Genomic DNA, 24,203 nt, shown 5'->3' with positions numbered 1-24,203 from the left:
CCCTGGTAGCTTCCGCCGCCCGGAGGGACGCGAGGGATGCTCGACGACAGCGGCGGATGGGGGGCGGCGCCTGCGCTCCCCCCCGGCACGGAGGTGGCCGGCTTCACCCTCGAGGGAACGATCGCCTTCGGCGGCTTCGGCACCGTGTACCGGGCGAGGCGGAGCGGCCGGCCCTACGCCCTCAAGCTGGTGCGTCTCTCCCCGCGGGGTGACCGGGAGGCAGCCGCGCTGCGCCTGGTGCGGCACCCCAACGTGGTGGCCTTCCACGGGTATGGATTCTGGCCAGAGGACGAGCCGCGCTTCCTCGTTCTGGCCCTGGAGCTCGTCGAGGGCCTCACACTCGACGCATGGGCGGCCCGGGAGAATCCCTCCGCGCTCCAGTTGGTGATGCGGGTGTTGTTGCCCTTCGCGCTCACCCTGGCGGACGTGCATGCCTCGGGCGTGGTGCACCGGGACATCAAGGAAGCCAACATCGTCATGCGCGAGGCGGACGGGCAGCCGGTGCTGGTGGACTTTGGCGCCGCGGGCCTCAAGGAAGGAGCGCTCCGGCTGACCCTGCGGCTGCCGCCGGGCACCGCGGAGTACCGCAGCCCCGAGGCGTTGCGCTTCGCTCGGCAGTGGGAGGGAGAGCCCTATCCCTTCGCGCCGGGGGATGACCTGTGGGCGCTGGGCGTCGTGCTGTACTGGCTCCTCACGCGCGAGCTGCCCTTCGGAGACAGGAGCAACCCGAGCCTCAACCGCGCCATCCTCGAGGAGACGCCGCCGCCGCCCCATGAGCTCAACCCGCGCGTGCCCCTGGCGCTGAGCGAGGTGTGCACGGCCCTGCTGGAGAAGGAGCCCGAGGACCGCTACCCGGATGCGAAGGCGCTCGCCGAGGATCTGGTGGAGCTGTGCACCCAGGCGGACAGCGACTGGCGCACACCGCTCTTCCCCGCGGGCGGCACCTCCGAGTGCCCTTCCACTTCCGCCCCGGCGGTGCCCGGACGCCGGCTCCCCGGACGGTGGTGGGCGGTAGGGCTCGCCTTCGGCGCGGCCCTCCTGGTGGTGCCGCACGGGGACACCCCACGCACGGCGTCGTCCCCCTCCCCCGCGACGCACCAGGACAGTTCCGGCCGAGTTGTCGAGGAACCGGCCACGACAGGAGAAGGTGGGCCCGGCGCGGGACCTCAGCCGTCACCCACCCCAGCGCCCGTCGCCACCGCGACGAAGAGCGAGGAGCCCTCGATGAAGACGTCCAAGACGATTCGCACCCTGGTTGCCGCCGGCTGTGTGGCCGGCACGCCCGGCTGCGTCGGCGGTCCGCAGCAGCGCCCCCTGCCCCCTCCGGAGGACTGCCCGCCTGGAGCCCTGGCCGCGCACAAGCGCTACGGGATCCCTTACCGGGGCGTTCACGGCATACACCTCGGGCACATCCGCCAGGGCCTCTGGAATGTGCCTGTGCGCCACGGGGAAGAGGTGCGCGCCGAGATCATCACTCCGTGGGGGAAACTCCCGGATTGGACCACCTTTTCCGGGCGGCTCTTCCTGTCACAGGGACGTGTCTATGGCCGCTTCACCGCCGCCCATCTTCCCAGCGGAGAGACAATCCCCGTCTGCCTGGAAGTGATGAGGGTGGGTGAGCAGGGGCGAGGCAGAGCCGTTGAGCCGGGTAGCACCGCCACCCGGGCACTCGTCTACCCCGCCATCAGCGTTAAAGCCGTCGAGCGCTTCGAGTAGAGAATGCTCCCAACACCCCCTTCCGCCCTGTGGGCGTTGGTGCTCCTCCAAGGCAGCGAGGCGCCGCGCTCTGGCCCCTGTGAGGAGATCCAGCGCATCGAGCTGTCCGCGCCCCCCGCTGCCTCTCAGGAGGTGTGCGTCAGCCCTGGGCTCATGACGGGCTTCACCTTCGACGTGCCCGCCGTCGTGGAGCTCCAGGACGAGGTGCGCTTCGCGGAGGTGATGCGCGGCCGCTCCGGCTTCAGCCTCTTGCCGCCTCCGGACATGGCTCCTGGGGAGCGTCTCCGCCTCACAGCTCGCTGGGGAGACGGCCCTTCCCAGCAGAGCGTCACCTTCCCCCTGGTGGTGGCCCATCCCGGGCGTGCAACCCGGCAGGTGGAGGTATACCGCGACCAGCGCCCCCGGGAGGCCCTGCTGCGGGAGAATGCCCAGGAGCGCGCGACGAATCAGCGGCTGCGCGAGCAGGTCCAGCACCTGCGAATGCAACTCGCGCGGTCTGGTGGACTCCGGGGCCTGCTTCTCGCTGGAGCGCTTGGAGACAATGGCATCCCCGCGCGGGAGCTCAAACTGGGGCTGGGTGAGCAGCAATTGGGCGACGCCCTCTCCTTCTCGAGAACAGTCACCTACCGATCCCTGAACAGCGTGGCGGTGGAGGTGGCGGTACACAACTCAGGCTCGGAGCCCTGGCGCGCGGAAGGGGCATCCCTGGTGAGCGCAACCGGCGAGGTGTTGGAGGGGGTGCGCGTCGGGCAGGCAGAGAGCATCCTGCCCAACCGGTCCCTGAAGGTGTTCATCGAGGCAACTGCGGCTCCTGATGCGGCGTGCGGAGAGATGACGCTTCGCCTGTGGGGGGCGGATGGTCGCAGTCTCACCATCCCCAAGGTGACGTTCCCGTAGAGCGCGGCTCCGAAGAACAACGAAGGCCCCGGCGGGGATGCGCTCCCACGGGGGAAGCGTGGTAAGACGCGGCCCCTTCCCCCCCCGGAGGCCGAAGGTGATTGCTCCTGGACCGACCCTCGAAACCCCGCGCCTCCTCCTGCGCCCCACGGCGTTGGAGGACCTGGATGGCTTCGCGACCCTCATTGGCGACCCGGAGTCCGCGCGCTTCATCGGCGGCGTGCAGCCTCGCTCGATGGCATGGCGGGCCATGAGCGCCATGGCGGGCTCCTGGGTGCTGCAAGGCTTCTCCATGTTCTCCGTGATCGAAAAGGCCACGGGCCGCTGGGTGGGGCGCGTCGGTCCCTGGAAGCCCGAGGGGTGGCCGGGCACGGAGATCGGCTGGGCCCTGCTGCGCGAGTATTGGGGACGCGGCTACGCCACCGAGGCGACCGCGGCGACCATGGACTGGGCCGTCGATCACCTCGGCTGGACCGACATCATCCACTCCATCGCTCCGGACAACACCGCGTCCCAGCAGGTCGCCATCCGTCTGGGCTCGCGCCTGTTGGGCCCCGGGAAACTGCCGCCGCCCTATGACACCACCCCGGTGGAGCTCTGGGGCCAGGACCGCGACACCTGGCGGGCCCGCCGCCAGAAAGCCTCCACCCCCTGATCGGGTGATTCCCCGCTTCCCGCATCACCAACCCCCCCACACATGAACGACTCCCACTCCCCTGCTTCGAACGCATGGCGGCGTCTCCGCCCCTTCACGGTCCTCGGTGTCCTCGCCACGGGCGCCCTGCTCCTCGTCCATCCCGGCTGCGACGATCCCCAGCCCCCGCCCCCGCCCAACCCCGAGCCGATCCACGTCCAGGTGCTGGCCTTCAACGACTTCCACGGCAACCTGGAGGAGCCCTCGGGCAGCAACGGCCGCATCGCGGCACCCAACGGGGATGGCGGCACCGTGAACGTGAACGCGGGCGGCGCGGCCTACCTGGCCCACCACCTCCAGAAGCTGCGGGAGGAGAACCCCGAGCACACGGTGGTGGTGTCCGCGGGAGACCTGATCGGCGCCTCGCCGCTGGTCTCCGGCATCTTCCACGACGAGCCCACCATCGAAGTGATGAACATGATGGGGCTGGACCTCAACTCCGTGGGCAACCACGAGTTCGACGAGGGCGCCACCGAGCTGCTGCGCATGCAGAACGGCGGCTGCCACCCGGTGGATGGGTGCCAGGCGAGCGCGTCCTTCACCGGCGCGAAGTTCAAGTTCCTCTCGGCCAACGTGTTCACCGACGTGGCCACCCGGAAGACGCTCCTGCCTGCCTACGACATCCGCGAGTTCCAGGGGGCGAAGGTCGCCTTCATCGGCATGACGCTGGAGGGGACCCCGCTCATCGTCACGCCGACGGGCGTGGCCGGGCTCACCTTCCAGGACGAGGCGGACACGGTCAATGCGCTCATCCCGGAGCTGAAGGCGCAGGGCGTGGAGGCCATCGTGGTGGTCATCCACGAGGGCGGCATCGTCCCGGCGACGGACTACAATGGCTGCCCCGGCATCTCCGGCCCCATCAAGGACATCGTCGAGCGCCTGGATGACGAGGTGGACGTGGTCGCCTCCGGCCACACGCACCTGGCGTACAACTGCGTCATCGACGGCAAGCGCGTCACCAGCGCGGCCAGCTACGGGCGCCTCGTGACCGACATCGACATGGTGTTGGATCCCGTCTCGCATGACGTGGTGGAGGTGACGGCGCGCAACGTGATCGTCACGCGTGACACCGGGACCCACGCCGACGTGGACGCGTTCGTGAAGCAGACCATCAGCAGGGCGGCGCCCCTCCGGGACAGGGTCATCGGCAACACCCCGGCGGAGCTGAAGGCCCCGGTGCGGCCGCTCCCCGCGGGCGCCACGGGAGAGTCCACGCTCGGCAACGTCGTCGCGGACGGGATGCTCGCGGCCACGAGCGCTCCCGAGCGCGGTGGGGCCGTCATCGCCATGCAGAACCCGGGCGGTGTCCGCGCGGACGTCAACGCCGGGGACATCACCTACGGAGAGGTCTTCACGGTCCAGCCCTTCGCCAACAACCTGGTGACGCTGACGCTCACCGGCGCGCAGATCGAGACGCTGCTGGAGCAGCAGTTCCAGCCCGCGGGCACCTCCATCCTCCAGGTGTCGCAGGGCTTCGCCTTCACCTGGAAGGCGTCGGGACCGGCGGGAGACAAGGTGGACCCGGCGTCCATCACCCTCCATGGCACGACCATCGATCCGGCGGCGAACTACCGGGTGACGGTGAACAACTTCATGGCGGCCGGCGGTGATGGCCTCGCGGTGCTGACCGAGGGCAAGGATCCGCTCACGGGCGTGATCGATCTCGACTCGCTCGATGCCTACACGCGCGCCAACAATCCGTTGACCGTGCCCGCGCTGGGCCGCATCACCCGGCTCCCGTGAGGCCCCCCTCTCCCGCGGTCCCGGGCCGCGGGAGAGGTGCATTCCGATGCGTCACCAGGGACAGTGGATGACTTCCACGGTGCGCGTCACGGGCGGCGCGGGGTTGCCCGCGCTGTCCCTCACGTCGTAGCGCACGGTGTACACGCCCGGCGCCCAGCCGTTCACGTACCCCGTCCTCGTCACCGTGGGCGCGACGTTGCCGTAACACGCGTCCCACGCCTCCACGCCGGGATCCACCCAGCCGCTGCCGCACGTGTGCGTCATCCGCACGTCTCCCAGGAGCTTCAACACGGGAGGCGTCCGGTCCGCCACGCGCACCGAGCGCACCGCGTCCACCGTGTGCCCCGCCGAGGTCCAGGCGATGTACTGCACCCCGTAGTGGCCCTCGGCGCGCCAGTTGGGGCCCGGCCCGTACGCGTCATGGCCCGAGTTGTACGTGTGCACCTCCAGCGGGCCACAGGCGTCCACCGCCCGGGCACCGGGATCCAGCCAGGGCTCCACCCCGCACTCCAGTGTCAGCGCCCGGCCGCCGTCGAGCTCCAGCGTGGGCGCTCCCGGCTCCACCCGGCACACGGCGTCCAGGTCCAGTCCAATGAGGAGCGGATCATGATCGCTCGAGCGGAACGGCGTGGGCGTGTAGCGGTCATCGGTCTTGAACTCGGTGTTGTAGTCCAGCACCGGGGGCTCGTCCGCGTTGATGTGCCAGACGGTGATGCCGCGCACCTGCTCGGCGAGGCTCGGCGTGGCCAGCGCGTGGTCGAGCTCACCCGACTGGCCCTCGAAGACGTAGCTGTACCGCGTGGGAGCCGGGATGCGCAGGCTCAGGTGCTCCAACCCGCCCGCCACGAGGGTCCGCACCGGATCCTCCCCGGCGTAGGCGTTCAGGTCGCCGATGACGAGCACATCCGCGTCGTTCGAGCGTGCCTGCAGCTCGCCGATGAACTGGAGCAGCAGGCGGGCCTGCTCGGTGCGCTTGAGATTCCAGCACCCCTGGCCGCGGTCCACGTCCCCGCTGGTGGGACAGGAGCCCTTGGACTTGAAGTGGTTGATGACCACGGTGAAGTCCGAGCCCGCCTGGCCCTCACCGCGGTCCACGCGGAAGGTCTGCGCGACCGGATAGCGATCGAAGACGGGGTCTGGGAAGCTGAGGGACGGACCGGCGAGCCCGGCCGACAACGGCTTGTAGATGAAGGCGACCTGGATGGCATCACCCCCGGTGCCGGTGAGCGGCGGGGGCACGGCGGCATACACGGAACCGCCGTAGGCGGCGTTGAGCGCATCCACCAGATCCTGGAGGGCCACCGTGCCGTTGTTCTCCACCTCGATGAGGCCGACGATGTCCGCGTCGAGGGCCTTCAACGCGGCGACGATCTTCGCCTTCTGGCGCGCGAACTCCAGGGGCGAGTCGGCGCCCCGCGAGCCGAGCGTCGTGAAGTAGTTGAGGACGTTGAAGCTCGCGACCTTCAGTCCTCCGGCGATCGGCGCGGGCGCGGCGGTGCGCGGGTTGCTGTGGACGAAGGCCGGCGCCACGGTGGGAAAGACGCGGTACTCGCCGAAGCCGTAGGTGAGCACGCCGGTCAGGCCGCGCACGGTGTCCCCCACGCGGCGGGTGCCGTCCGGGCCCGCCGAGGACAGGAAGGGAATGGGCGCGGGGTTCTGCCGCGAGCTGCCATCATCCAGGAGGATGCGCCGCCGGGCGTTCTCCTCGGCGGTGGTGCCCTGGCCGTTGGTGGGGTTGAAGAGGCGCCCGCCACTGGAGAGGAGGAGCTCGCCGAAGCGGCCGAGGCCGAATGTCTCCGTGACGGTGAGCTCCTGGCCGAAGGTGACGAGCATGCCCTCGTAGGCCTCGAGGTCCGTCACGGCGCGCACCGGCAGCGCCACGGAGGTGGGCGGGAGCACAACGCCCCCGGAGCAGATGCCGAGCGCGGTGACGGTGTCGAGCTCGGTGAGGGTTCCCGCGCCGGTGCGGAACTCGGTGACCCTGCCGCTCACGCGGACGCGGTCGCCCGGCTTCACGTCGATGCCCGACAGCACGTTGCCGCGGGGGATGAAGACGAAGAGGCCCTCGCTGGTGGCGGGGTTGCCGTCTCCCTGTTCATCCTGGATGAAGAAGCCGTTCTGCAGCTCCGCGCCCTGGAAGTCCCCGGTGACGACACCCTCGGTGGTGACGGTGCGCCCCGCGAGGGGACTGGAGGCACCGGAGCCCTGGATGGCCGCGATGCGCGTGAGGGGGACGCCGCCCGGGCAGTCACCCATGCCCTCCACCCGTCCGGAGGAGCGCTCCAGCCCCTCCTCGTCCATGCGGGTGCCGCAGTGAGTCAACGCCACCAACGCGGCCACCGCCACCACCCACCGCCCTCCTGCCCTGTACTGCCGTGCCATGCCCACCTCGCGCGAACTGGAGATCCGCGCAGGAGTGCACCCGGTGTACCCGTGCAGGAGATGCGCACTACAGGAAGCTCGGACTGCCCCCGAGGGTGAGACCTGGGGCGCGGACGTACCGAGCAAGGGAAGCCGGCTGCCTACGTCCGCACCGGGAAGCGACCCGTGAGCACGCGGTTTACGGCCCACCCGGGACGAACTATCGTTGGAGATCCAATGTCTGGACCCAACGAGCTCGCGCGCGGCCTGATGCAACGGGGGGCCACGCTGGGTGAGGCCATTCCCCTGCTCCGCACCACCGGGCTCCAGGCCGCCAGCGATGCCGCCCTGCTCTCGGTGCCGGGCTTCCGGCGGCTCCATGCCGAGCGCTGGGATCCTCCGCTTCCGGAGCCGGAGACGCTCGCGGCGCTGCCCGTGGGCTCGTTCGGACACGCTTACGCTGGGTACATGGAGCACTACCGCCTGTCCGCCGACTTCTTTCCCATCCAGTCGCGGCTCGGCGCGGACGTGACCCCCACGCAGTACGCCGTCCACCGGCTCAACAAGAGCCACGACTTCCTCCACGTGCTGGGCGCCTACGAGACATCGGACGCGGACGAGATCGCCATCCAGTCGTTCGTGTTCGGCATGGCCCCGGTGGCGCTCGCCACCTTCCTGGCCGAGGCGGCGGTGCACCCGGACATCCGGCACGATCGGTACAAGCACCTGCGCGACATCTACTCGGGCCACATCCAGGCGGAGGACTTCGAGCGGGGGGCCGCCGCCACGGCCCTGTTGGGCGAGCGCCTCGAGACCCTGTGGGAAGTGCCGCTGGAGGAGCTGAGGCAGCGGCTCGGCATCGCCGCGCGGGCCCCCGGGCACCTGGGACGCGGCGGAGAGAATTCCTGCGGCGGCTTCACGGCCCTCCCGTTCTTCACGACCGCAATCCGGGCGGCGTGAGCGCCTCCATCCGGCCTACACTCCCGTCATGAGCGTTCGGAATGTGATCGTCATCGGTGGGACCGGTGAGATCGGCAAGGCGGTCCTCCACAAACTGCGGGCCGAGGGCCTGCGCGCCGTGTGTGCCTCGAATGACGTGAGGCAGGAGACGGCGGACGAGATGCGGGTCGACATCACGGATGAGGCCTCCGTGGCGTCGCTGTTCGAGCGGGCGGAAAAGGAGGTGGGACCCATCTCCGTGCTGGTCAACTGCGCGGGAGTCGGGGTCTTCACGTCCATCGCGGACACCTCGGTTCAGGATTGGCGCAGGACGCTCGAGGTGAACCTGACGGGAGCCTTCATCTGTTCGCGTGAAGCGTTCAACCGGATGAAGACGCGGGGCGGCGGGAGGCTCATCCACATCGGCTCCATCAGCGATCACCTCACCCTGCCCATGAACGGCTCATACGCCGCGTCCAAGCACGGGGTCCGCGCCCTGACGGGCGTCCTGAACGAAGAAGGCCAGCCCTACTCCATCCGGGCCACGCTCATTTCCCTGGGAGCCGTCTACACGTCCTTCTGGAAGACGCGCCCGGAGTTCAGCCCGGCCGACATGCTGTCCGTGGAGGACGTGGCCACGAGCATCTGGGAGATCGCCTGCAAGCCCTTGAACGTCCGGGTCGATGAGCTCCGGCTCCTTCCCCCGAAGGGGGTGCTCTGATGGGAACGCAGGTAGAGGCGAAGCTCGCGCTCGTCACCGGGGCCAGCCGCGGTATCGGCGCGGCGATCGCGGAAGTGCTCGCGGAGAACGGTTTCCAGGTGGCCCTGCTGGGCCGTGACGCGCAGGCCCTGTCCAGCGTGGAGCAGAAGCTGACCGCCACCGGGGCCCGGGCGCGGTCCTTCATCTGCGATGTCGCGGATGAGGCCGCGGTGGACGCCACGCTCGCCCGTATCGAGACGAGCCTGGGAGTCCCCGGCGTCCTCGTGAACAACGCGGGGTATGGCGGCCCCTTCCATCGCGCGGACGAGGTCTCCAAGCAGGAGTGGGACACCCTGTTCCGCGTGAACGTGGATGGCGTCTACTACCTGTGCCGGTGGGCGCTCCCCCGCATGAAGGCGGGCGGGTACGGGAGGATCGTGAACATCTCCTCCATCCAGGGCCTCTTTGGCGGGGCGCTCTCCTCCACCTATTCGGCCACCAAGCACGCGCTCGTCGGTTACTCCAAGACGCTCGCCGCGGAATGGGGCGCCTACGGCATCACCTGCAACGCCGTCTGCCCTGGCTACATCGACACGGAGATGCTGGCGAAAGCGGACCCCGGGGTGAGGAAGGAGCTGCTGCGGAGGATCCCCACCGGCCGGTTCGGAACCGCCGAAGAGGTGGCCCGGCTGGTGGCCTTCCTCGCCGGGCCCCACGGCGGCTACATCAACGGCAGCGCGCTGGTGATGGACGGCGGCCTGTCGGCGCACCTGGGCAACGACCTGCCCTCGTTCTGAGACCGCGGCGTCCCGGCCAGCTCAGTTCACCGTCAGGTCCGAGGGCTGCCGCGGCGCCACCTCGTAGGTGGACTCGTACTGCGCGGTCAGGCCCACCACGGTGATGCGCTGGCCCGCGGTCAGCGCCTGCAGCGCCGCCTTGTCGAAGCCCGCGGACACGTGGACGAAGACCTGCACCTCGCCCGAGCCATCGTCGATGTAGAGCTTGTAGCCGTAGGGCGAGTCATCCTCGAAGGTCTGGGTGACGTTGCCCGACACCCGCACCAACTGGCCCTCCCTGGACTCGTTGACCTCGGCCGTGGTCACGTTGACGGGCACCACCGGCGTCGTGCCCTGGAGCGTCTGCACGTTGGCGGGCTCGGCCTTGAGGATGCGCAGCTTGTTCTGCTCGCCCAGCGTGCCCGTGACGCGCACCCGGGTGCCCAGGCCAAAGTCCAGCTTCTGGGTGATCTTCACGTAGATGCCGCCGGAGTTGTCCTGGATGGCGAAGCCCTCGTCTTCCAGGGCCGAGACGAAGGTTCCAGGCGCCACCGAGACGGCGCCCTCGACGGTCACCGTGCTGCCCGAGGCTTCCGCCCGCGCCTGGGAGATGGGGGGGACAGCGGGGAGCGGATCCTCCTCGCTGTCACAGCCCGCTCCCCAGGTGGCGAGCGTGACACCGAGCAGCAGGGAGGACAGCCAGGAAGCGGAGCGGGAGGAACGTCCACGGAACGAGGAAGGAAGGGTCATGCGCCTTTTTATTCCTCGTGGGCCCGGGCAGGGCAACTGCAATCGCACTGCTCCAGGAATCGGGTGGCGTCCTCCGTATTGTCGACGGTGATGTCCAGCTCCTCCCGGAGCACATCCAGCAGGTAGGGCCGCATGCGGATGGTGCCGATGCGCAAGCGGTGATTGAGCGAGAGATCCTCGCCGGAGAGCTTCCGCGCCGGCTGGGGCCGCTGGAGCAACGTGTTGATCTGGCGCTGGACCCCGTCCATGACGCGAAGCGCCGAGCGCTCGATCGCCAGGAACTCCGAGACCGTGTCCGCCACGGTATCGAGGACGCCGCCCCGGTTCCCCGCGGCCTCGCCCGCACGCGAGCGGATCAACTCCCGGAGCCGCGTGCGAGCCTCCCCGTCCACCGCGTCCCTCGCGGGGGTGAACGCGTCCCGCATGGGAATCAGCGAGTCCTCGCGGAAGCCCCGCACGCCGCGCTGGGCGTGCTCGAAGATTTCGCGATAGCGGGCCTCGGCCCAGGCGCGCTTGGAGGCCTGGTGCAATCCCGAGGTCAGGACCTGCTCCCAATCGCGCTCGACATGCGCGCGCATCCGGCCCAGGGCGCTCCCCGGCTCCTCCTCCACCTCGCGCAGCGCCGCGTGGAGGGCCTCATAGGCGCCGCACATGGCGCCCCACAGGTTGGACTGGACGGAGTAGAGCTGGAGCCCGAGCAACCCGTAATCCATCGCCGCGGGGATCTCCGCCTCCCACTCCGCCCTGGGGACGGGCGGGCCCGCCAGGGGCTTGCCCTCCATCAACGTCGCGAGGAACTCCTCCACCATGTGCGGGGGACCGGCGCAGACGCCGCGGCTGGAGAGGAAGAGATTGCTCTGCTCGGTGAGGCGGTACAGCTCGGGCGCCGTGATGGGCGTGTCGTACGTCGTCGGACTCTCCAGGAGCAGGAGCAGATAGGACGACATCATCCGCACGCCGTCCGTCACGCGGAACAGGGAGGACAGCACGGGATCCAACGCACCGTTGGGGACGGGCGCCTCCGCACGCAGCAGCAACAGGGTCGGCAGGGCCAGCGCGGCACAGGACAGGGCGTGGAGATCCCCCATCCGCCAGCTCCCATCCGAGGGCACGGAATGGCGGCGCAGGAACTCCTCGCGGACCGCGAGTGCCCCGCGCAACGTGGGCTTCCAGTGCCGCGTCATCGACCGGAGCGCCGTCATGTTCATCGGCGCCTCGTCCCGGTAGCGGCTGCCCGGATAGGGACACACCCGCCACTCCGTCGGGAGCTTCATGCGCATGGCCTGGGGGAAGACGTTCATCTCCCCGATCTGGCGGCCCTCGGCGTCGAGCGCCGGGTGCGCCACGCGATGCACCGGGAGCGCCGTCTCGAGGAAGCCTGGCTCCACGGGCCGCCCCACCAGGCGCTCCATGACCCGGGAACAGTCCGGGTTCCACCACAGGGGCTCGGTGGGGGCTTCGCGCCGGGCCTCGGCCTCCAACACCCTCCGGTACGGAATCCCGCCGGGCGACGGGCTCGGCGCCTCGCGCGAGAGGATGTCCTCGGCCAGCAGGGCCTCGAGCAACTCCCTCACGCGCTCCCAGGGGTACGGCTCCCCCTCGCTCCACGTGGTGGCGCTGCCCGCCATGAACTGATCCTGCCGGAGCAGCGTCTCACCGAAGGAGAGCAGATCCGGCTCGTCGATGGTGATCTCCTTGACGCCGAAGAAGATGTGCAGCTCCCGGGTGCCGTCGGGGCTTGTCACATACTCGCGCGTGAAGCGGCGCCTCATGGGCAGGAACAACGTCTCATGGGGATCGACCGGCACGGCTTCCTGATTCATGCGAGGGCTCCTGGGAGCACGCCCGGAATGGTCAGGTGCGTCGGGGCTGCTCCATGCGGGTGGGGTTTTCCTCTTGGGACTGAGCACGGAGCGCGGCCTTGTGATGCGCGGCACTCCGGGAAGTCCCTCGGGGAGCCCGGCCCCGGCGCCCACGAAAAACAGAATCGCCAGCAGGCGATGCTCCGCCCACTGGCGATTCGATCCGGCCGCGGCTGCTTCCTGCCCGGTTACGCCAGGTAGTCGCGGCAGCTCCCCCCCAAGCTGGTGGGATACAGCGGCAGGGCACCACCACGGACGTTCGTCTTGATCTTCATTTGTGTGCTCCTCGGTTTCACTGCGTTTCATCCAGGAGGAGGGCGGAACGCGGCGGTTGTGAGAGCGAACCCACCGCATCGCGAAGCCCGCCTGGTGGACGAGCGAGGAGACAGGAGACGAAGGCGAGGCTCAGGGGGTGAAGAGGGCCGCGGCGGAGTTCGACTCCTCGCCGCCCGTCACCAGCACCTGGCCCGAGTGCAGCAGGAGGCTCGTGCCGCGCGTGTAGCCCGCGGGGATGTTGGGCAGCAGGGTCCACGTGTTGGTGGAGGGATCATAGCGCTCGGTGCTGCCATCCGAGCCGCCCGCGATGAGCACCTCGCCCGAGTACAGCAGGGTCGCCGTGTGGTGGGAGTGGGCGCGGTGCGTCGGGGGGCCGGAGCGCCACTGCTTGTTGTAGGGATCGTAGAGGAACGTGGCGGTGCCGGACGAGGAGCCGCCCACGACCAGCACGTCGCCCGAGTACAGCCGCGTGGCGGTGAAGCCATTGCGGTAGGCCGCCGGCATGGGCGCCTCCGGACGCCACGTGTTGGTGGCCGGATCGTAGATGTCCACCACGTTGCCGGTGATGAGCATCACCTCGCCCGAGTAGAGCAACACCGGAACGGAGTCGCGGGTGCCATGGCCCACGTTTCCGGCCGGGCTCCACGTGTTCGTCTCCGGGTCGTACAGCTCCGCGGTGGTGGCGTCCTCGAAGCGGACGTCGGGGCCGTTGCGGAACTCGACCTGGCCGCCCGTCACCAGCACCTTGCCCGACTGCAGCAGCGTGGCGCGGTGGCTGTTGCGCCGCTGGCGCAGAGAGCCGGCGTAGCTCCAGGTGCCGGTGGCCGGGTCGTACACCTCCGCGCCACTGAGCATGTACCAGAACTCCCACCCTCCGGAGACGAGCACCTTGCCCGAGTCGAGCTTGACGGTGGCGAAGTAGTAGCGCGGCGACGAGAGGCTACCCGTGGACTGCCACGTGTTCGAATAGGGGTTGTAGAGCTGGGCGCGGCCGGAGAGGTACCCCTCGCCGGAATAGCCGCCCATGGTCAGCACCAGCCCGGAGTCGAGCAGCGCCGCCTGCTGGTGGCTGTGCGAACTCGCGAGGGCCGAGGTCATCGTCCAGGGCGAGGCCGTCGTGGCGAGCGCCTCGGACCGGGCGGCCAGCAGCGTCCCCTCCGTCATCGCGGCGAACGGATCCGCTCCCCCACACCCCGCCGCGGTGAGCATTCCGCACAGCAGTCCCGTCCAACGCATGACCCGGTTCATGAACGCATCCCCTCATGGATGAAAAGGCAGCCGGTGCCTTTTGATGTAAATCCATGAAATACAGGTCTACGCCTTGAATTGGAATGTATGTTTGAATCCCCAACGGTAATTGCGGACTCTGATTGAATGAGAAAATCCCCTGCCCTGCCGCACGAGGCACTTCCTCACTTCTCCAGGTCCGCCACCCCGTCGAAGTGCGCGGGCGGGTGCTGCTGGTACTTCTGGCAGCGCGCGAGCAGCGCGGCCGTGGGGCCGTCCTCCGGATCCTCGGAGAGCTGAGCCTTCAACACCCCGGCCGCCTCGGCGAAGCGCTGCTCCCGGTAGAGCGCGAGCGCCTCGTGGTAGCGCTGGACCGTCCAGCGCTTCTTGGCCGGAAGCTCGCCCTTGAGCGCCAGCAGCTCGTACACCGTCACCGCCTCCGCCTTGCCCGCCACCCTCACCCGGTCCAGCTCCCGCACCTCGATGTGGTCGCGCGCCAGCTCATAGGTGCGCGGGCCGATCATGATCAGCGAGCCATAGGACTTGTTGGCGCCCTCCAGCCGCGAGGCCAGGTTCATGCCGTCGCCCATGGCCGTGTAGTCGAAGAGCTGCTCGCTGCCGAAGTTGCCCACGAAGAGCCGGGCGCTGTTGAGGCCGATGCGCGTGTACACGTCCGGCATGCCCTTGGCGCGGAACTCCTCGCGCAGCCGGGCCACCTCCGCCTGCGCCGCCAGGGCGCCCCGGCAGGCGCGCACCGCGTGATCCGAGTGGTCGACGGGCGCCCCGAAGAGGCACACCACCGCGTCGCCGATGTACTTGTCCAGGCAGCCGCCCTCCTTGAGCAGCGCCGAGCTCACCCGCGTCAGGTACTGGTTGAGCACGCGGACCAGCTCGCGGGGGTTGTGCTGGAAGGTCTCGGAGAAGGAGGAGAAGCCGCGGATGTCGCTGAAGAAGGCGGTGAGCTCCCGCTCCTCGCCATCCAGCCGGGGGAGCCGGTTCTCCTCGATCATCTGCTCGATGAGCCGGGGCTCCATGTAGCGGCTGAAGGCCTGCCGGATGAAGGCGGCCTCACGGTTGGCGAAGAGGTGGTTGGAGGCCATGGCGCCCAGGCAGGACAGCAGGCCCGCCGCCACGGGCAGCGCCGCGAGCAGGAGCACCCGCCCCAGTGCCAGCGAGACGCCCATCACCCCGAAGACGACGGGGACGATGACCAACAGCAGCCACGCCAGCTCCAGCGCCGGCGAGCGCACCGTCATCAGGAGCACCGCGGACAGCACCGCCAGCGCGAGCCCGAACAGCAGGCTCACCCAGAATGGAGCCTCGGTGATGAAGCGGCCGGAGAGGAGGTTCTCCAGCACCGCGAGCTGCTTGCTCAGCCCCGGCGCCGAGGCCCCGAACGGCGTGGCCCGGGTCTCCCCCAGCCCCAACGCCGTGGGGCCGATGACCACGATCCGGCCGCGGAACAGGTCCGGATCGAGCCCCGGCGGTTTGCCCTCCTGGCGCAGAGACCAGGCATCCAGCAGCGCCACGACGGGGATGATCGGGAAGCGCTCGTGCAGCGGGCCGCCGAAGTCGAGGCCTCCGCGCTGCCGTCCGGGTTCACCTTCAGCTCGCGCGAGCCCAGCCGCATCGTCCGGCCGGAGAACACGAGCTCCCCTGCCCCGAAGAAGTCCGCCGCCGCCGCCACCGGCAGCGTGACATAGGCGTTGGCGCCATCCGTGTACGCGAAGCGGGTGCGCCGCAGGATTCCATCCGGATCCGGCTCGGCCTCCACCAGCCCGAAGCCATCCGCCTCCGCCAGCAGCGGCGCGACGGGAGGAACCAGATGGTTGGGCTGGCGTACTCCCGGCAGGAGCTCGGACTCGAGGAGCGTCAGCGCGCGTCCGTCCGTCCGCACCGGGAAGGCCAGCACCCGGGCCGTGGCCGTTGGCTCCGCTCCCTCCGCGAAGTCCAGTGCGGGGGGCGGATGGACGGGCTGCACCTTCGGGAGGGGCGCGGCTCTCGGATGGGTGGCCACGCCCAGGTACACCGGCAGGCCCGTGTCCCGCAGCACCTGGGCGAAGCCGGTCTCCACGCTCGCGTCGGTGGAGGGCTCGTCCATCACCCCGTCGAACAGCACGGCCTTGGCTCCCTGGTGCGCCAGCTCCTCCATGACCCGGGACCACAGGCCGAGGCTCCACGGATAGGCGCCGAAGTCGCGCGCGTACGCGGGATTGTCACGCACACCATCGAGACTCGACTGATCGATGGCCACGACGGCGATGCCGGGTGACTGGCCCTGGCTCCGCGTGAAGGTGGTGAGCGCGCGGTCGTAGAAGGCGCGCTCCAGGGCGGGCAACCCCAGCCAGCCGGCGAGCCAGCATCCCGCCGCCACGGCCGTGGACAGCACCGCCACGCCCAGCATCCGCGGCAGGTGGTTGCGCAGGCGGAGCTGCAGAATCCTCCAGGTGTCACTCGCCATTCACGGCTCCCTCGCTCCGGCGGACTCTATGTCACGTCGCGGGGCGGAGGGGCCGCTTCAGAACCAGCCCATCACCACGGCGCCCGTTCCCGACTGGCCGAGCCGCGCGGGGGCGAGCGTCCAGGAGACGGAGGAGCGCGTCCGGGAGGCCAGGGGGGCGGACTCGTCCATGCGTATCGCGGGTCACCCGCCGATGCTGGGCGCGGACGGCGATGCTTTTTTAGCATCTCTCCGCGCGGAGCCCGTGTGGCACGGTGAATCCTCCATGTCTCCGCGCCCCTTCCGCATCGATGTGTCCCAGGCCGTCCTCACGGATCTGCACCACCGGCTCGACGCCACCCGCTTTCCCGAGCCGCTGCCCGGGGCTCCGTGGGAACGCGGCGCCGATGTCTCGTATGTGCGCGAGCTGTGCGCGTACTGGCGTCACCAGTACGACTGGCGCCGGCACGAGGCCGAGCTCAACCGCTACCCTCAATTCCTGTGCGAGGTGGACGGCATCGACGTCCACTTCTGGCATGTCCGGGGCAAGGGGCCGTCTCCCCTGCCCCTGCTGCTGACGCACGGCTGGCCCGGCTCCATCCACGACTTCCACCACCTCATCGGCCCGCTGACGGATCCCGCCGCGCACGGAGGAGACGCGGCGGATGCGTTCGACGTGGTCATCCCCGCCCTGCCCGGCTACGGCTTCAGCGGCAAACCTCGCGAGCCGGGGTGGAGTGCCACGCGCGTCGCCGCGGCGTTCGACCGGCTCATGGCCGAGCACCTCGGTTACGTCCGCTATGGCGCACAAGGAGGAGACTGGGGAGGCATCGTCTCGACGATGCTCGGGGTGAATCATCCCGAGCACCTGGTGGGAATCCACCTCAATATGGCCTTCGCGGGGCCGCCGCCCGGAGAAGAGCAGAGCGAGCTGGCGCGTGCCTATGGCCAGAAGGTGGCGGCGCTCATGGCGACCGAGTCGGGCTACTTCCAGGTGCAGAGCACCAAGCCCATGTCCCTGGCCATCGCGCACAGCGACTCGCCGGCGGGGCTCGCGGCGTGGATCGTCGAGAAGTTCCAGACCTGGAGCGACGTCCGTTCCAAGGACTGGCTGCTGACGAACCTGATGTTCTATTGGGTGACGAACAGCGCCGCGAGCGCGGCCAACCTGTATTACGAGACCCATGGCATGGGGCGCCTGGACCAGAGCAGTCCGGTGCGGGTGCCCACGGCGGTGGCGGTGTTCCCCAAGGAGCTTCCGATGGCTCCCCGGCGCTGGCTGGAGGCCCGGTACGATCTGCGCCGCTACACGGAGATGGCCCGGGGGAGCCACTTCGCCGCCGTCGATGCACCCGAGCTGCTCCTCGAGGACGTGCGCGCGTTCTTCCGGGAGCTTCGCCAGGCCCGGCGATAGCCGCTCAGGCTTCCACCGGCGGAGGCACGCGGCGCGCGGTGAGAGCGGCCCCCGCGGACGCGGCGCTCACGAATCCCAGCGCGAGCCACTGCGTCACGGTGAGTTGCTCGTGCAGGAACACGAGGCCCGCGAGGGCCGCGACCGCGGGCTCCAGACTCATCAGGATGCCGAAGGTGCGGCTGGAGAGCACGCGCAGCGCCATCATCTCCAGGGTGTACGGCACCGCGCTGGAGAGGAGCGCGACGGCCAGGGACGCCGCGAACAGCGGAGGCGTCAGGCGGGACGCGAGGCCCTCGGCGAACGAGAAGGGCAGGACCGTCAGGGCGGCGAACAGCATTCCCGTCGCGACGCTCTGCCCTCCGGGGAGCACCCTGGACACGCGCCCGCCGATCAGGATGTAGGCCCCCCAGCATCCCCCCGCGAGGAGCGCCAGCAGCACGCCCACCAGATCGACCGCGCCAGCCCCCCCGTGCCACGGCGCGATGAGGGCGATGCCGGCCGCCGCGAGCACCACCCACAGGAAGTCCAAGGCGCGCCGTGACCCGAACACCGCGACGGACAAGGGCCCCACGAACTCCAGCGTGACGGCCAGCCCCAGCGGGATGCGCTCGAGCGCCTTGTAGAAGCTCAGGTTCATCGTGCCGAGCACCACCCCGTACGGGATGATGACGGCCCACTGCGCGCGGGTGAGCCGCGTGAGTGGCGGCCGGAACACCGCGAACAGCAGGAGCGCGGACAACCCGATGCGCATGCCGGCCGTGCCCGCCGAGCCGAGCGCCGGGAACAGTTCCTTCGCGAAGGCGGCGCCTCCCTGCACGCTCACGACGGCGAGGATCACCGCGGGGATGGGGGGCAGGGTCCGCGGCGGACGGACCGGGGGTGCTTCACTCATGCGCGCACCCTACCCCTTCCCCTGAGCCAATGCGCTCCTGCTCTACCAGATGCGCACGCGCTGCTCGGGCGTGAGGAAGAGCGTCTGGCCGGGCGTGGCACCGAAGGCCTGGTACCAGGCATCGATGTTGCGCACCGTCGACGCGCGGTACTCACCCGGCGAGTGCCCGTCCGTCATCAGGACGCGGCGCAGGTACGGCTCCCGGTACTTGTTGCGCCAGACCTGCCCGAAGCCGAGGAAGAAGCGCTGCTCGCCGGAGAAGCCCTCGAGGCTCCGGGGCCGGCTTGCCGCCCAGTGACAGCCGGTAGCCGTCGAGCGCCACCGCCACCCCGGCGATATCGGCGATGTTCTCACCCAGGGTCAGCTCGCCATTCACCGCGAGATCCGGCAGCGGACGGTAGGCGCTGTACTGCGCGGCGAGCGCCTGGCCCACGGCCTTGAACTTCGCCGCGTCCTCCTTCGTCCACCAGTTGGCCAGCTTGCCGCGCGCGTCGAACTGCGCCCCCACGTCGTCGAAGCTGTGAACGATCTCATGCCCGATGACGGAGCCGATGCCGCCGTAGTTCACCGCCGGATCGGCGCTCGCATCGAAGAAGGGCGGCTGCAGGATGGCCGCGGGGAAGATGATGGAGTTCTGCTGCGGGGAGTTCAGCGCGTTCACGAGCTGCGGAGGCATGAACCACTCGGAGCGGTCCACCGGCTTGCCCAGCTTGGCCAGGTTGCGCCGGTACTCGAAGCGCGAGGCGCGCTGGGCGTTGCCGTAGGCGTCCCCCCGCACGATCTCCAGCCCCGAGTAGTCCCGCCACTTCGCCGGGTGGCCGATGCCCACCTGGAGCGTGCCCAGCTTCTCCTTCGCACGCGCCTTCGTCTCCGGGGACATCCACGCCAGCGCGTCGATGCGCTGGCCGAACGCCGTGACGATGTTGCGCACCATCTTGTCCGCCTCGGCCTTGGCCTCGGGCGGGAAGTACTTCTCCACGTACAGCTTGCCGATGGCCTCTCCCATCGCCTCGCCCGTGACGGCGACACCGCGCTTCCAGCGCTCGCTCAGTTGCTGCGCGCCGGAGAGCACGCGGCCATGGAACGCGAAGCTCTCGTCCACGAAGGCCTTGGGGAGGAAGGGCGCGCCACGCGCGATGGCGTGGAACGTCAGGTAGTCCTTCCAGGTCTGCACCGGCTCACTGCCCACGAGCTTCGCGATGCCCGTCAGCGCGCTCGGCTGCCAGATGATGAAGTCCCGCTGCTGCCCGAGGCCCGCGGCCCCGAGGTAGGCCTCCCAGTCGAGGCCGGGCGCGCGCTTGGCGAGCTCGCTCCGGGGCCAGGGGTTGTTGACCTTGCTGACGTCCCGGGTGTCCACCTGGGCCCAGTGCACCCGCGCGATGTTGCGCTCGAGCTCGAGGATGCGCTTTGCCTTGGCCTCGGCATCGGGAATGCCCGCGAGGCCGAGCATGGCGGCGATGTGCTGCTGGTACTTCTGGCGCACCTCCGTGAACCGGGGGTTGTCCACGAGGTAGTAGTCGCGATCCGGCAGGCCCAGGCCGCCCTGGAGCAGATAGGCGGCGTAGCGGGACGGCTCGTTCAGGTCCTCGGTCACCCAGAAGCCGAAGAGCCGGCTGGTGGTGACATCCCCCGTGTTGAGGGCGTCGACGTCGGCGCGCAGCGTGTCCCCGAGGGCCGCGGCCAGATCCTTCCGGGTGTTGATGGCGGCGATGCGGTCGAGCTCGGGCTTCAGCGGTGCCAGCCCCTTGGCCTCGATGGCCGCTTCATCCATGTAGCTGGCGAAGAGGTCCCCCAGCTTGCGGACCTCGCTGCCCTCGGGCGCGTTGGCGCTCGCGGCCTCCTCGATGAGCGCGCGGGTGCGGCGGCTCGCCTCTTCGGCCAGCCGGGTGAACATGCCGTAGCTGGAGCGGTCCGCGGGAATCTCCGTCTTGTCGAGCCAGGTGCCGTTGACGAAGCGGTAGAAGTTGTCACCGGGCGCCACGGACTTGTCCATGCCGGCGGTGTCGACGCCGAAGGTGCCATAGGTGGGCCGGGCGGAAGGCGCCTGGGCCGCGGGAGGCGCCGCGGGAGCCGGCTGCACCTGCGCGGGCGTGGCCGCCTTGTCCATGGGCGCGGAGGTGGCGCACGCGGCGAGCAACGCGGAGGCACTGGCCGTGAGCACCACGCGCGCGGCACCCGGGATACGTCGGTTCTGAGATGTCATGGGGACCCCTGAAAAAGTCCGCGCCCCAACAGCGAAGCCCGCCACTTAATCCCGGGCACGTACGAATTCAGGGGTGGGGCAGCGTCTCCTCCGGCGCCTCGGTCAGCTCGCGGAGGATGCGGAGCAGTTGGCCGGGCTCGATGGGCTTGACCAGGTGCAGGTCGAACCCCGCCTCATGCGCGCGGTGCCGGTCGGATTCCTGCCCGTAACCCGTGATGGCCACCAGCTTGATGCCCTTCAGGGAGGGCTCCTGGCGCAGCCTCGACGCGAGCTCGTAGCCATCCATCACCGGAAGGCCCACGTCCAACAGCGCGATGTGGGGCTGGAACACGCTGGCCGCCGCCAGCCCGGTGGGGCCATCCAGGGCCATCCGCGTGACGTACCCCTTCGCGTCCAGGAATTCGGTGAGCAGCTCGACGGAGTCGCGGTTGTCGTCCACCAGGAGCAGCCGCACGCAGCGGGGGTCTCCCCGGGGGGTGGGTGCCTCGGGCGGTGGGCTCCGCACCTCGCCCCCGGCGTTGACGTGCTGCGCAACGAGCGGCAGGCGGACCACGAATTCGCTCCCACGCCCCAGGCCCTCGCTGTGCACCGAGACACTGCCACCGTGCAGCTCGACCAGACTGCGGACGATGGCCAGGCCCAGGCCGAGTCCTCCCTGGGAGCGGTCGATCGACCGGCCCTCCTGGACGAACATGTCGAAGATTCTCGGCAGGATGTTGGGCGCGATGCCCGCGCCGTTGTCCCGGACCCGCACCACGGCCTGCTCCCCCTCCCCCACCGCGCTGACGACGATGCGCCCTCCGGGATCCGTGTACTTCGCCGCGTTGTTGAGGAGATTCGCCAGCACCTGGGCGAGCCGGGCCGGGTCCCCATCCACGAAGAGCGGTCCGGCCGGCGCGGGCATCTCCAGGTAGTGCGAGCGCTGCTCCAACAGGGGGCCCGCCATCTCGGCGGCCTTCATCAGCACGGCCGCGAGATCGATGCGCCCCCGCTTGAGCTGGACCTTCCCGCGCGTGATGCGCGAGACGTCGAGCAGATCATCGACGAGCCGGGTGAGGTGCTCCACCTGCCGCTCGATGATCGTCCGCTCGCGCTCGAGGGCGGCGCCGTCCTTCATCCGCATGAGCTGAAGGGCCGTGACCATGGGCGAGAGCGGATTGCGCAGCTCATGGCCGAGCATCGCGAGGAACTCGTCCTTGCGGCGGTCCGCTTCGCGCGCCTCCTGATAGAGGCGAGCGTTGTCGAGCGCCACGCCCGCGCGCAGCCCCAGCTCCTCGATGAGCTCCAGGGCCTCGGTGTCGTAGCGGCCCACCTCCTCGGTGCCCAGGACGATGGCACCGAGGACCCGGCCGCGCGCCGCGATCGGCGCCAGGACCGAGTTGTTCGTGATGCAGGAGCGCGGCTCGCTCCACGTCGAGAGCAGCGAGAGGCCCAGCTCCCGCGCGAGCCCGGCCTTCTCCTGCTCCCGGTGGAGGGCCAGCGTCTTCGTCTCGTCGGTACCGGACGGGGTGCGCTCCACCACCCGGATGACGACCCAGTCGGCGAACCGGGGAATCAGGAGCCGGGCCACCCAGGTGAGGGCCGCCTCCAGATCCAACGAGGAGCCGAGGAGCGCGCTCGCTTCCGACAGGAAATCCGCCCGCTGCTGCCGTGCTTCCGCCATGAGCCGGGCCCGCCGCTCGGCCTCGAGCAACCGGGCGCGATCACACGCCTGGGCCGCTTGATGGGCCAGGGCCTGGATGAACGCGCGCTCGTCGTCCTCGAAGGGCCGAGGCTCGGGGAAGTTGAAGCCGAGCGCTCCCAGACACCGGTCATCCACCAGCAGGGGCACGGTGGCGTAGCTGAGAGGACGGCCACGATAGCCATTGCCGAAGAGGCCCCGCTTCGTGCGAACCGCCTCCGCGAGCGGCAGATCGGCCTCCATGGGAATGAGCTGGTAGTCGCGCAGCAGTACCTCGGAATACCCCACGGAGCGGATCAACCGCAGCCCGCTCCCGGTCTCGTCGGCCAGGTACATGCTCCCCGCGTGGGCGCCCATGGCGTTCAACCCCCAGGAGAGGAGCACCTCCGCCACCTGGGACACGGTGTGCGTCCGCGAGAGCCCATCCGAGACGGCGTGGAGCATGGACAGCACGGAGTTCACGCGCTGGAGCCGGCCCCGCTCCTCGGCGAGCCCCTGCCGGGCCCGCGCCTCCCGGCTCGACTGCAGCGCGAGAGCGGTCTGGTTGGCGATGAGCTGGAGCAGGTGCCGCTCGTGAGGCGTGGGGAAGTTCTCCCGCCAGGAGCCGACGATGATCGTCCCGGGCTCCCCCAGGGGCTCGGCCACGGCCACCCGGATCCGGGTGCGGCCAACGGTGTTCGGCCGAGGCAGCTCGAAGGCTCCGGGTGAGTCCGGCTTCGCCCCGCCGCCCGCGGCCAGGAGCGCCTCGCGGTCCAGGTCCGGGGGAAAGCAGCAGTCGAGCGCCCCCTCCGGTCCGTGGATCTTCAGGAGCGCGGCGTCCAGACGCAGCCGGGAGACGAGGACGTCGAGCGTGATCCGGGCAAGCTCCTCCGGTTCCCTGCCCTGCCAGACGGAAGGCAGCTCGAGCAGGGCGAACAGATCATTGACCTGCCGGCGAAGCGCGAGCGCTCCCAGCTCGGCCAGCTCCGACAGGCGGGAGGTGGTGCGCTCCATGGGCAATGGAGGGCCTTCTTCCTGGCTCAGGAGCGGCTACCCCGGGTGGAGAGCGCCTCGGGCGGGACGTAGAACGGATTCTCGCGGAGCACGCCGTCCACGAGCGCGTACGGGTGGGCCCGCAGGACGTCCATCACGGCCGAGCCACTGAAGCGGTTGAGATCGTAGACGCAGATCGCGGGCTGCTGCAGCCGGTTGAGCAGGTGATTGACGCGGAATTCGTAGTCCATGAAGCGCTCCACGCCAGGCCGATCCTCGAGCGCCCACTCCATGTGGCCCATCATGCGCACGCGGGAGAAGCCCTCGGCCCGGCTCGTCATCACCGCTTCCTCGAGGAGCGCCATCATCGAGTCCCCGTCGAACCGGCCGTCCTTGAGGTAGGCCTCGTTCCACCCCAACACCTCGAGCTGCCCCGTCCTCGTGCAGTCACTGATGGGGACTCCCATCCGCTCGAGGTGCTGGAGGTGATCATGTTTCAGGAGGGGATCGCAGATGTGGATCGCCTTCTCCCCCGCGTCGATCCCCTCGCGGATATAGGAGCCGAGCACCTCGTATTCTTCCTCTCGAGACCGGAAGAAGGCGGCGATATGGAAATGATGGAGCTTCCTTCCCGCGATGGTCACGTCCCCCAAGGCCATC

At 69.8% G+C, this 24,203-nt stretch carries 17 protein-coding genes and 2 pseudogenes; 8 read left to right on the top strand and 11 right to left on the bottom strand.

Annotated elements, in window-relative coordinates:
* Positions 1-36: 36 nt before the first annotated feature.
* From ACN28I_RS05765 to ACN28I_RS05750, 4 genes are all read left to right on the top strand, one after another.
* Positions 37-1,716 (top strand): serine/threonine protein kinase, encoded by a 1,680-nt coding sequence (locus ACN28I_RS05765; protein WP_420941121.1) that lies wholly within the window; start codon positions 37-39, stop codon positions 1,714-1,716.
* Between the two features lie 3 nt (positions 1,717-1,719).
* Entirely contained in the window at positions 1,720-2,613 is an 894-nt protein-coding gene (locus ACN28I_RS05760) for a DUF2381 family protein (protein WP_420941120.1), read from the top strand.
* Between the two features lie 97 nt (positions 2,614-2,710).
* On the top strand, positions 2,711-3,268 hold the full coding sequence (locus ACN28I_RS05755; RefSeq protein WP_420941119.1) for a GNAT family N-acetyltransferase: 558 nt from the start codon (positions 2,711-2,713) through the stop codon (positions 3,266-3,268).
* Between the two features lie 42 nt (positions 3,269-3,310).
* Positions 3,311-5,050, top strand: coding sequence for a bifunctional metallophosphatase/5'-nucleotidase (locus tag ACN28I_RS05750; RefSeq protein WP_420941118.1), 1,740 nt, complete (start codon positions 3,311-3,313; stop codon positions 5,048-5,050).
* Positions 5,051-5,101: 51 nt separating this feature from the next.
* On the opposite strand, the gene ACN28I_RS05745 is transcribed toward ACN28I_RS05750, so the two are convergent.
* Complete coding sequence (locus tag ACN28I_RS05745) at positions 5,102-7,432, bottom strand: ExeM/NucH family extracellular endonuclease (RefSeq protein WP_420941117.1); 2,331 nt, start codon at positions 7,430-7,432, stop codon at positions 5,102-5,104.
* Between the two features lie 216 nt (positions 7,433-7,648).
* Here ACN28I_RS05745 and ACN28I_RS05740 point away from each other — a divergent pair, with 216 nt between their 5' ends.
* Genes ACN28I_RS05740 through ACN28I_RS05730 form a run of 3 tightly spaced genes read left to right on the top strand, consistent with a single transcriptional unit; the run spans position 7,649 to position 9,847 of the window.
* The gene (locus tag ACN28I_RS05740; RefSeq protein ID WP_420941116.1) at positions 7,649-8,371 is read left to right on the top strand and encodes a Coq4 family protein; all 723 of its coding nucleotides are present in this window, start codon (positions 7,649-7,651) and stop codon (positions 8,369-8,371) included.
* 28 nt (positions 8,372-8,399) lie between these two features.
* Positions 8,400-9,071, top strand: a complete 672-nt coding sequence (locus ACN28I_RS05735) for an SDR family oxidoreductase (protein ID WP_420941115.1) — start codon at positions 8,400-8,402, stop codon at positions 9,069-9,071.
* Positions 9,071-9,847: an SDR family NAD(P)-dependent oxidoreductase gene (locus ACN28I_RS05730; RefSeq protein ID WP_420941114.1), complete on the top strand. Its 777-nt coding sequence runs from the start codon at positions 9,071-9,073 to the stop codon at positions 9,845-9,847. The genes ACN28I_RS05735 and ACN28I_RS05730 overlap by 1 nt, the downstream gene beginning before the upstream one ends.
* A 21-nt stretch (positions 9,848-9,868) precedes the next feature.
* Here the strand turns inward: ACN28I_RS05730 and ACN28I_RS05725 are convergent, their stop codons facing one another.
* The 5 genes and pseudogenes from ACN28I_RS05725 to ACN28I_RS05705 all read right to left on the bottom strand — a co-directional run.
* The gene (locus tag ACN28I_RS05725) at positions 9,869-10,576 is read right to left on the bottom strand and encodes a DUF5689 domain-containing protein (RefSeq protein WP_420941113.1); all 708 of its coding nucleotides are present in this window, start codon (positions 10,574-10,576) and stop codon (positions 9,869-9,871) included.
* An 8-nt stretch (positions 10,577-10,584) separates the two neighbouring features.
* Positions 10,585-12,399 (bottom strand): hypothetical protein, encoded by a 1,815-nt coding sequence (locus tag ACN28I_RS05720; RefSeq protein ID WP_420941112.1) that lies wholly within the window; start codon positions 12,397-12,399, stop codon positions 10,585-10,587.
* 444 nt (positions 12,400-12,843) lie between these two features.
* A complete protein-coding gene (locus tag ACN28I_RS05715) occupies positions 12,844-13,962 on the bottom strand; it encodes a Kelch repeat-containing protein (RefSeq protein ID WP_420941111.1) in 1,119 nt (372 codons plus the stop codon).
* 164 nt (positions 13,963-14,126) lie between these two features.
* Complete coding sequence (locus ACN28I_RS05710) at positions 14,127-15,470, bottom strand: adenylate/guanylate cyclase domain-containing protein (RefSeq protein ID WP_420941110.1); 1,344 nt, start codon at positions 15,468-15,470, stop codon at positions 14,127-14,129.
* Positions 15,471-15,664: 194 nt separating this feature from the next.
* Positions 15,665-16,345: pseudogene (locus ACN28I_RS05705) on the bottom strand (CHASE2 domain-containing protein); the annotation flags it as partial.
* Positions 16,346-16,571: 226 nt separating this feature from the next.
* Between ACN28I_RS05705 and ACN28I_RS05700 the strand changes: the two are divergent.
* A complete protein-coding gene (locus ACN28I_RS05700; protein WP_420941109.1) occupies positions 16,572-17,795 on the top strand; it encodes an epoxide hydrolase family protein in 1,224 nt (407 codons plus the stop codon).
* A 4-nt stretch (positions 17,796-17,799) separates the two neighbouring features.
* Here ACN28I_RS05700 and ACN28I_RS05695 read toward each other — a convergent pair whose 3' ends face one another.
* The 5 genes and pseudogenes from ACN28I_RS05695 to ACN28I_RS05675 form a co-directional block, all read right to left on the bottom strand.
* Positions 17,800-18,687 carry an EamA family transporter gene (locus ACN28I_RS05695; RefSeq protein WP_420941108.1) on the bottom strand — a complete coding sequence of 296 codons (888 nt, stop codon included), beginning with the start codon at positions 18,685-18,687 and terminating at the stop codon, positions 17,800-17,802.
* A gap of 42 nt (positions 18,688-18,729) precedes the next feature.
* Complete coding sequence (locus ACN28I_RS05690) at positions 18,730-19,041, bottom strand: M13-type metalloendopeptidase (RefSeq protein ID WP_420941107.1); 312 nt, start codon at positions 19,039-19,041, stop codon at positions 18,730-18,732.
* 4 nt (positions 19,042-19,045) lie between these two features.
* Positions 19,046-20,680, bottom strand: a pseudogene (locus ACN28I_RS05685) (M13 family metallopeptidase); the annotation flags it as partial.
* Between the two features lie 277 nt (positions 20,681-20,957).
* Positions 20,958-23,564: an ATP-binding protein gene (locus ACN28I_RS05680; protein WP_420941106.1), complete on the bottom strand. Its 2,607-nt coding sequence runs from the start codon at positions 23,562-23,564 to the stop codon at positions 20,958-20,960.
* 26 nt (positions 23,565-23,590) lie between these two features.
* Entirely contained in the window at positions 23,591-24,187 is a 597-nt protein-coding gene (locus ACN28I_RS05675; RefSeq protein ID WP_420948577.1) for an MEDS domain-containing protein, read from the bottom strand.
* Positions 24,188-24,203: the final 16 nt, after the last annotated feature.

The sequence above is a fragment of the Archangium gephyra genome (genome assembly GCF_049060025.1).
GTDB lineage: Bacteria > Myxococcota > Myxococcia > Myxococcales > Myxococcaceae > Archangium > Archangium gephyra_A.
The sequence above is the reverse complement of the archived record's forward strand: the minus strand, read 5'-3'. Positions and strand labels throughout refer to the sequence as shown.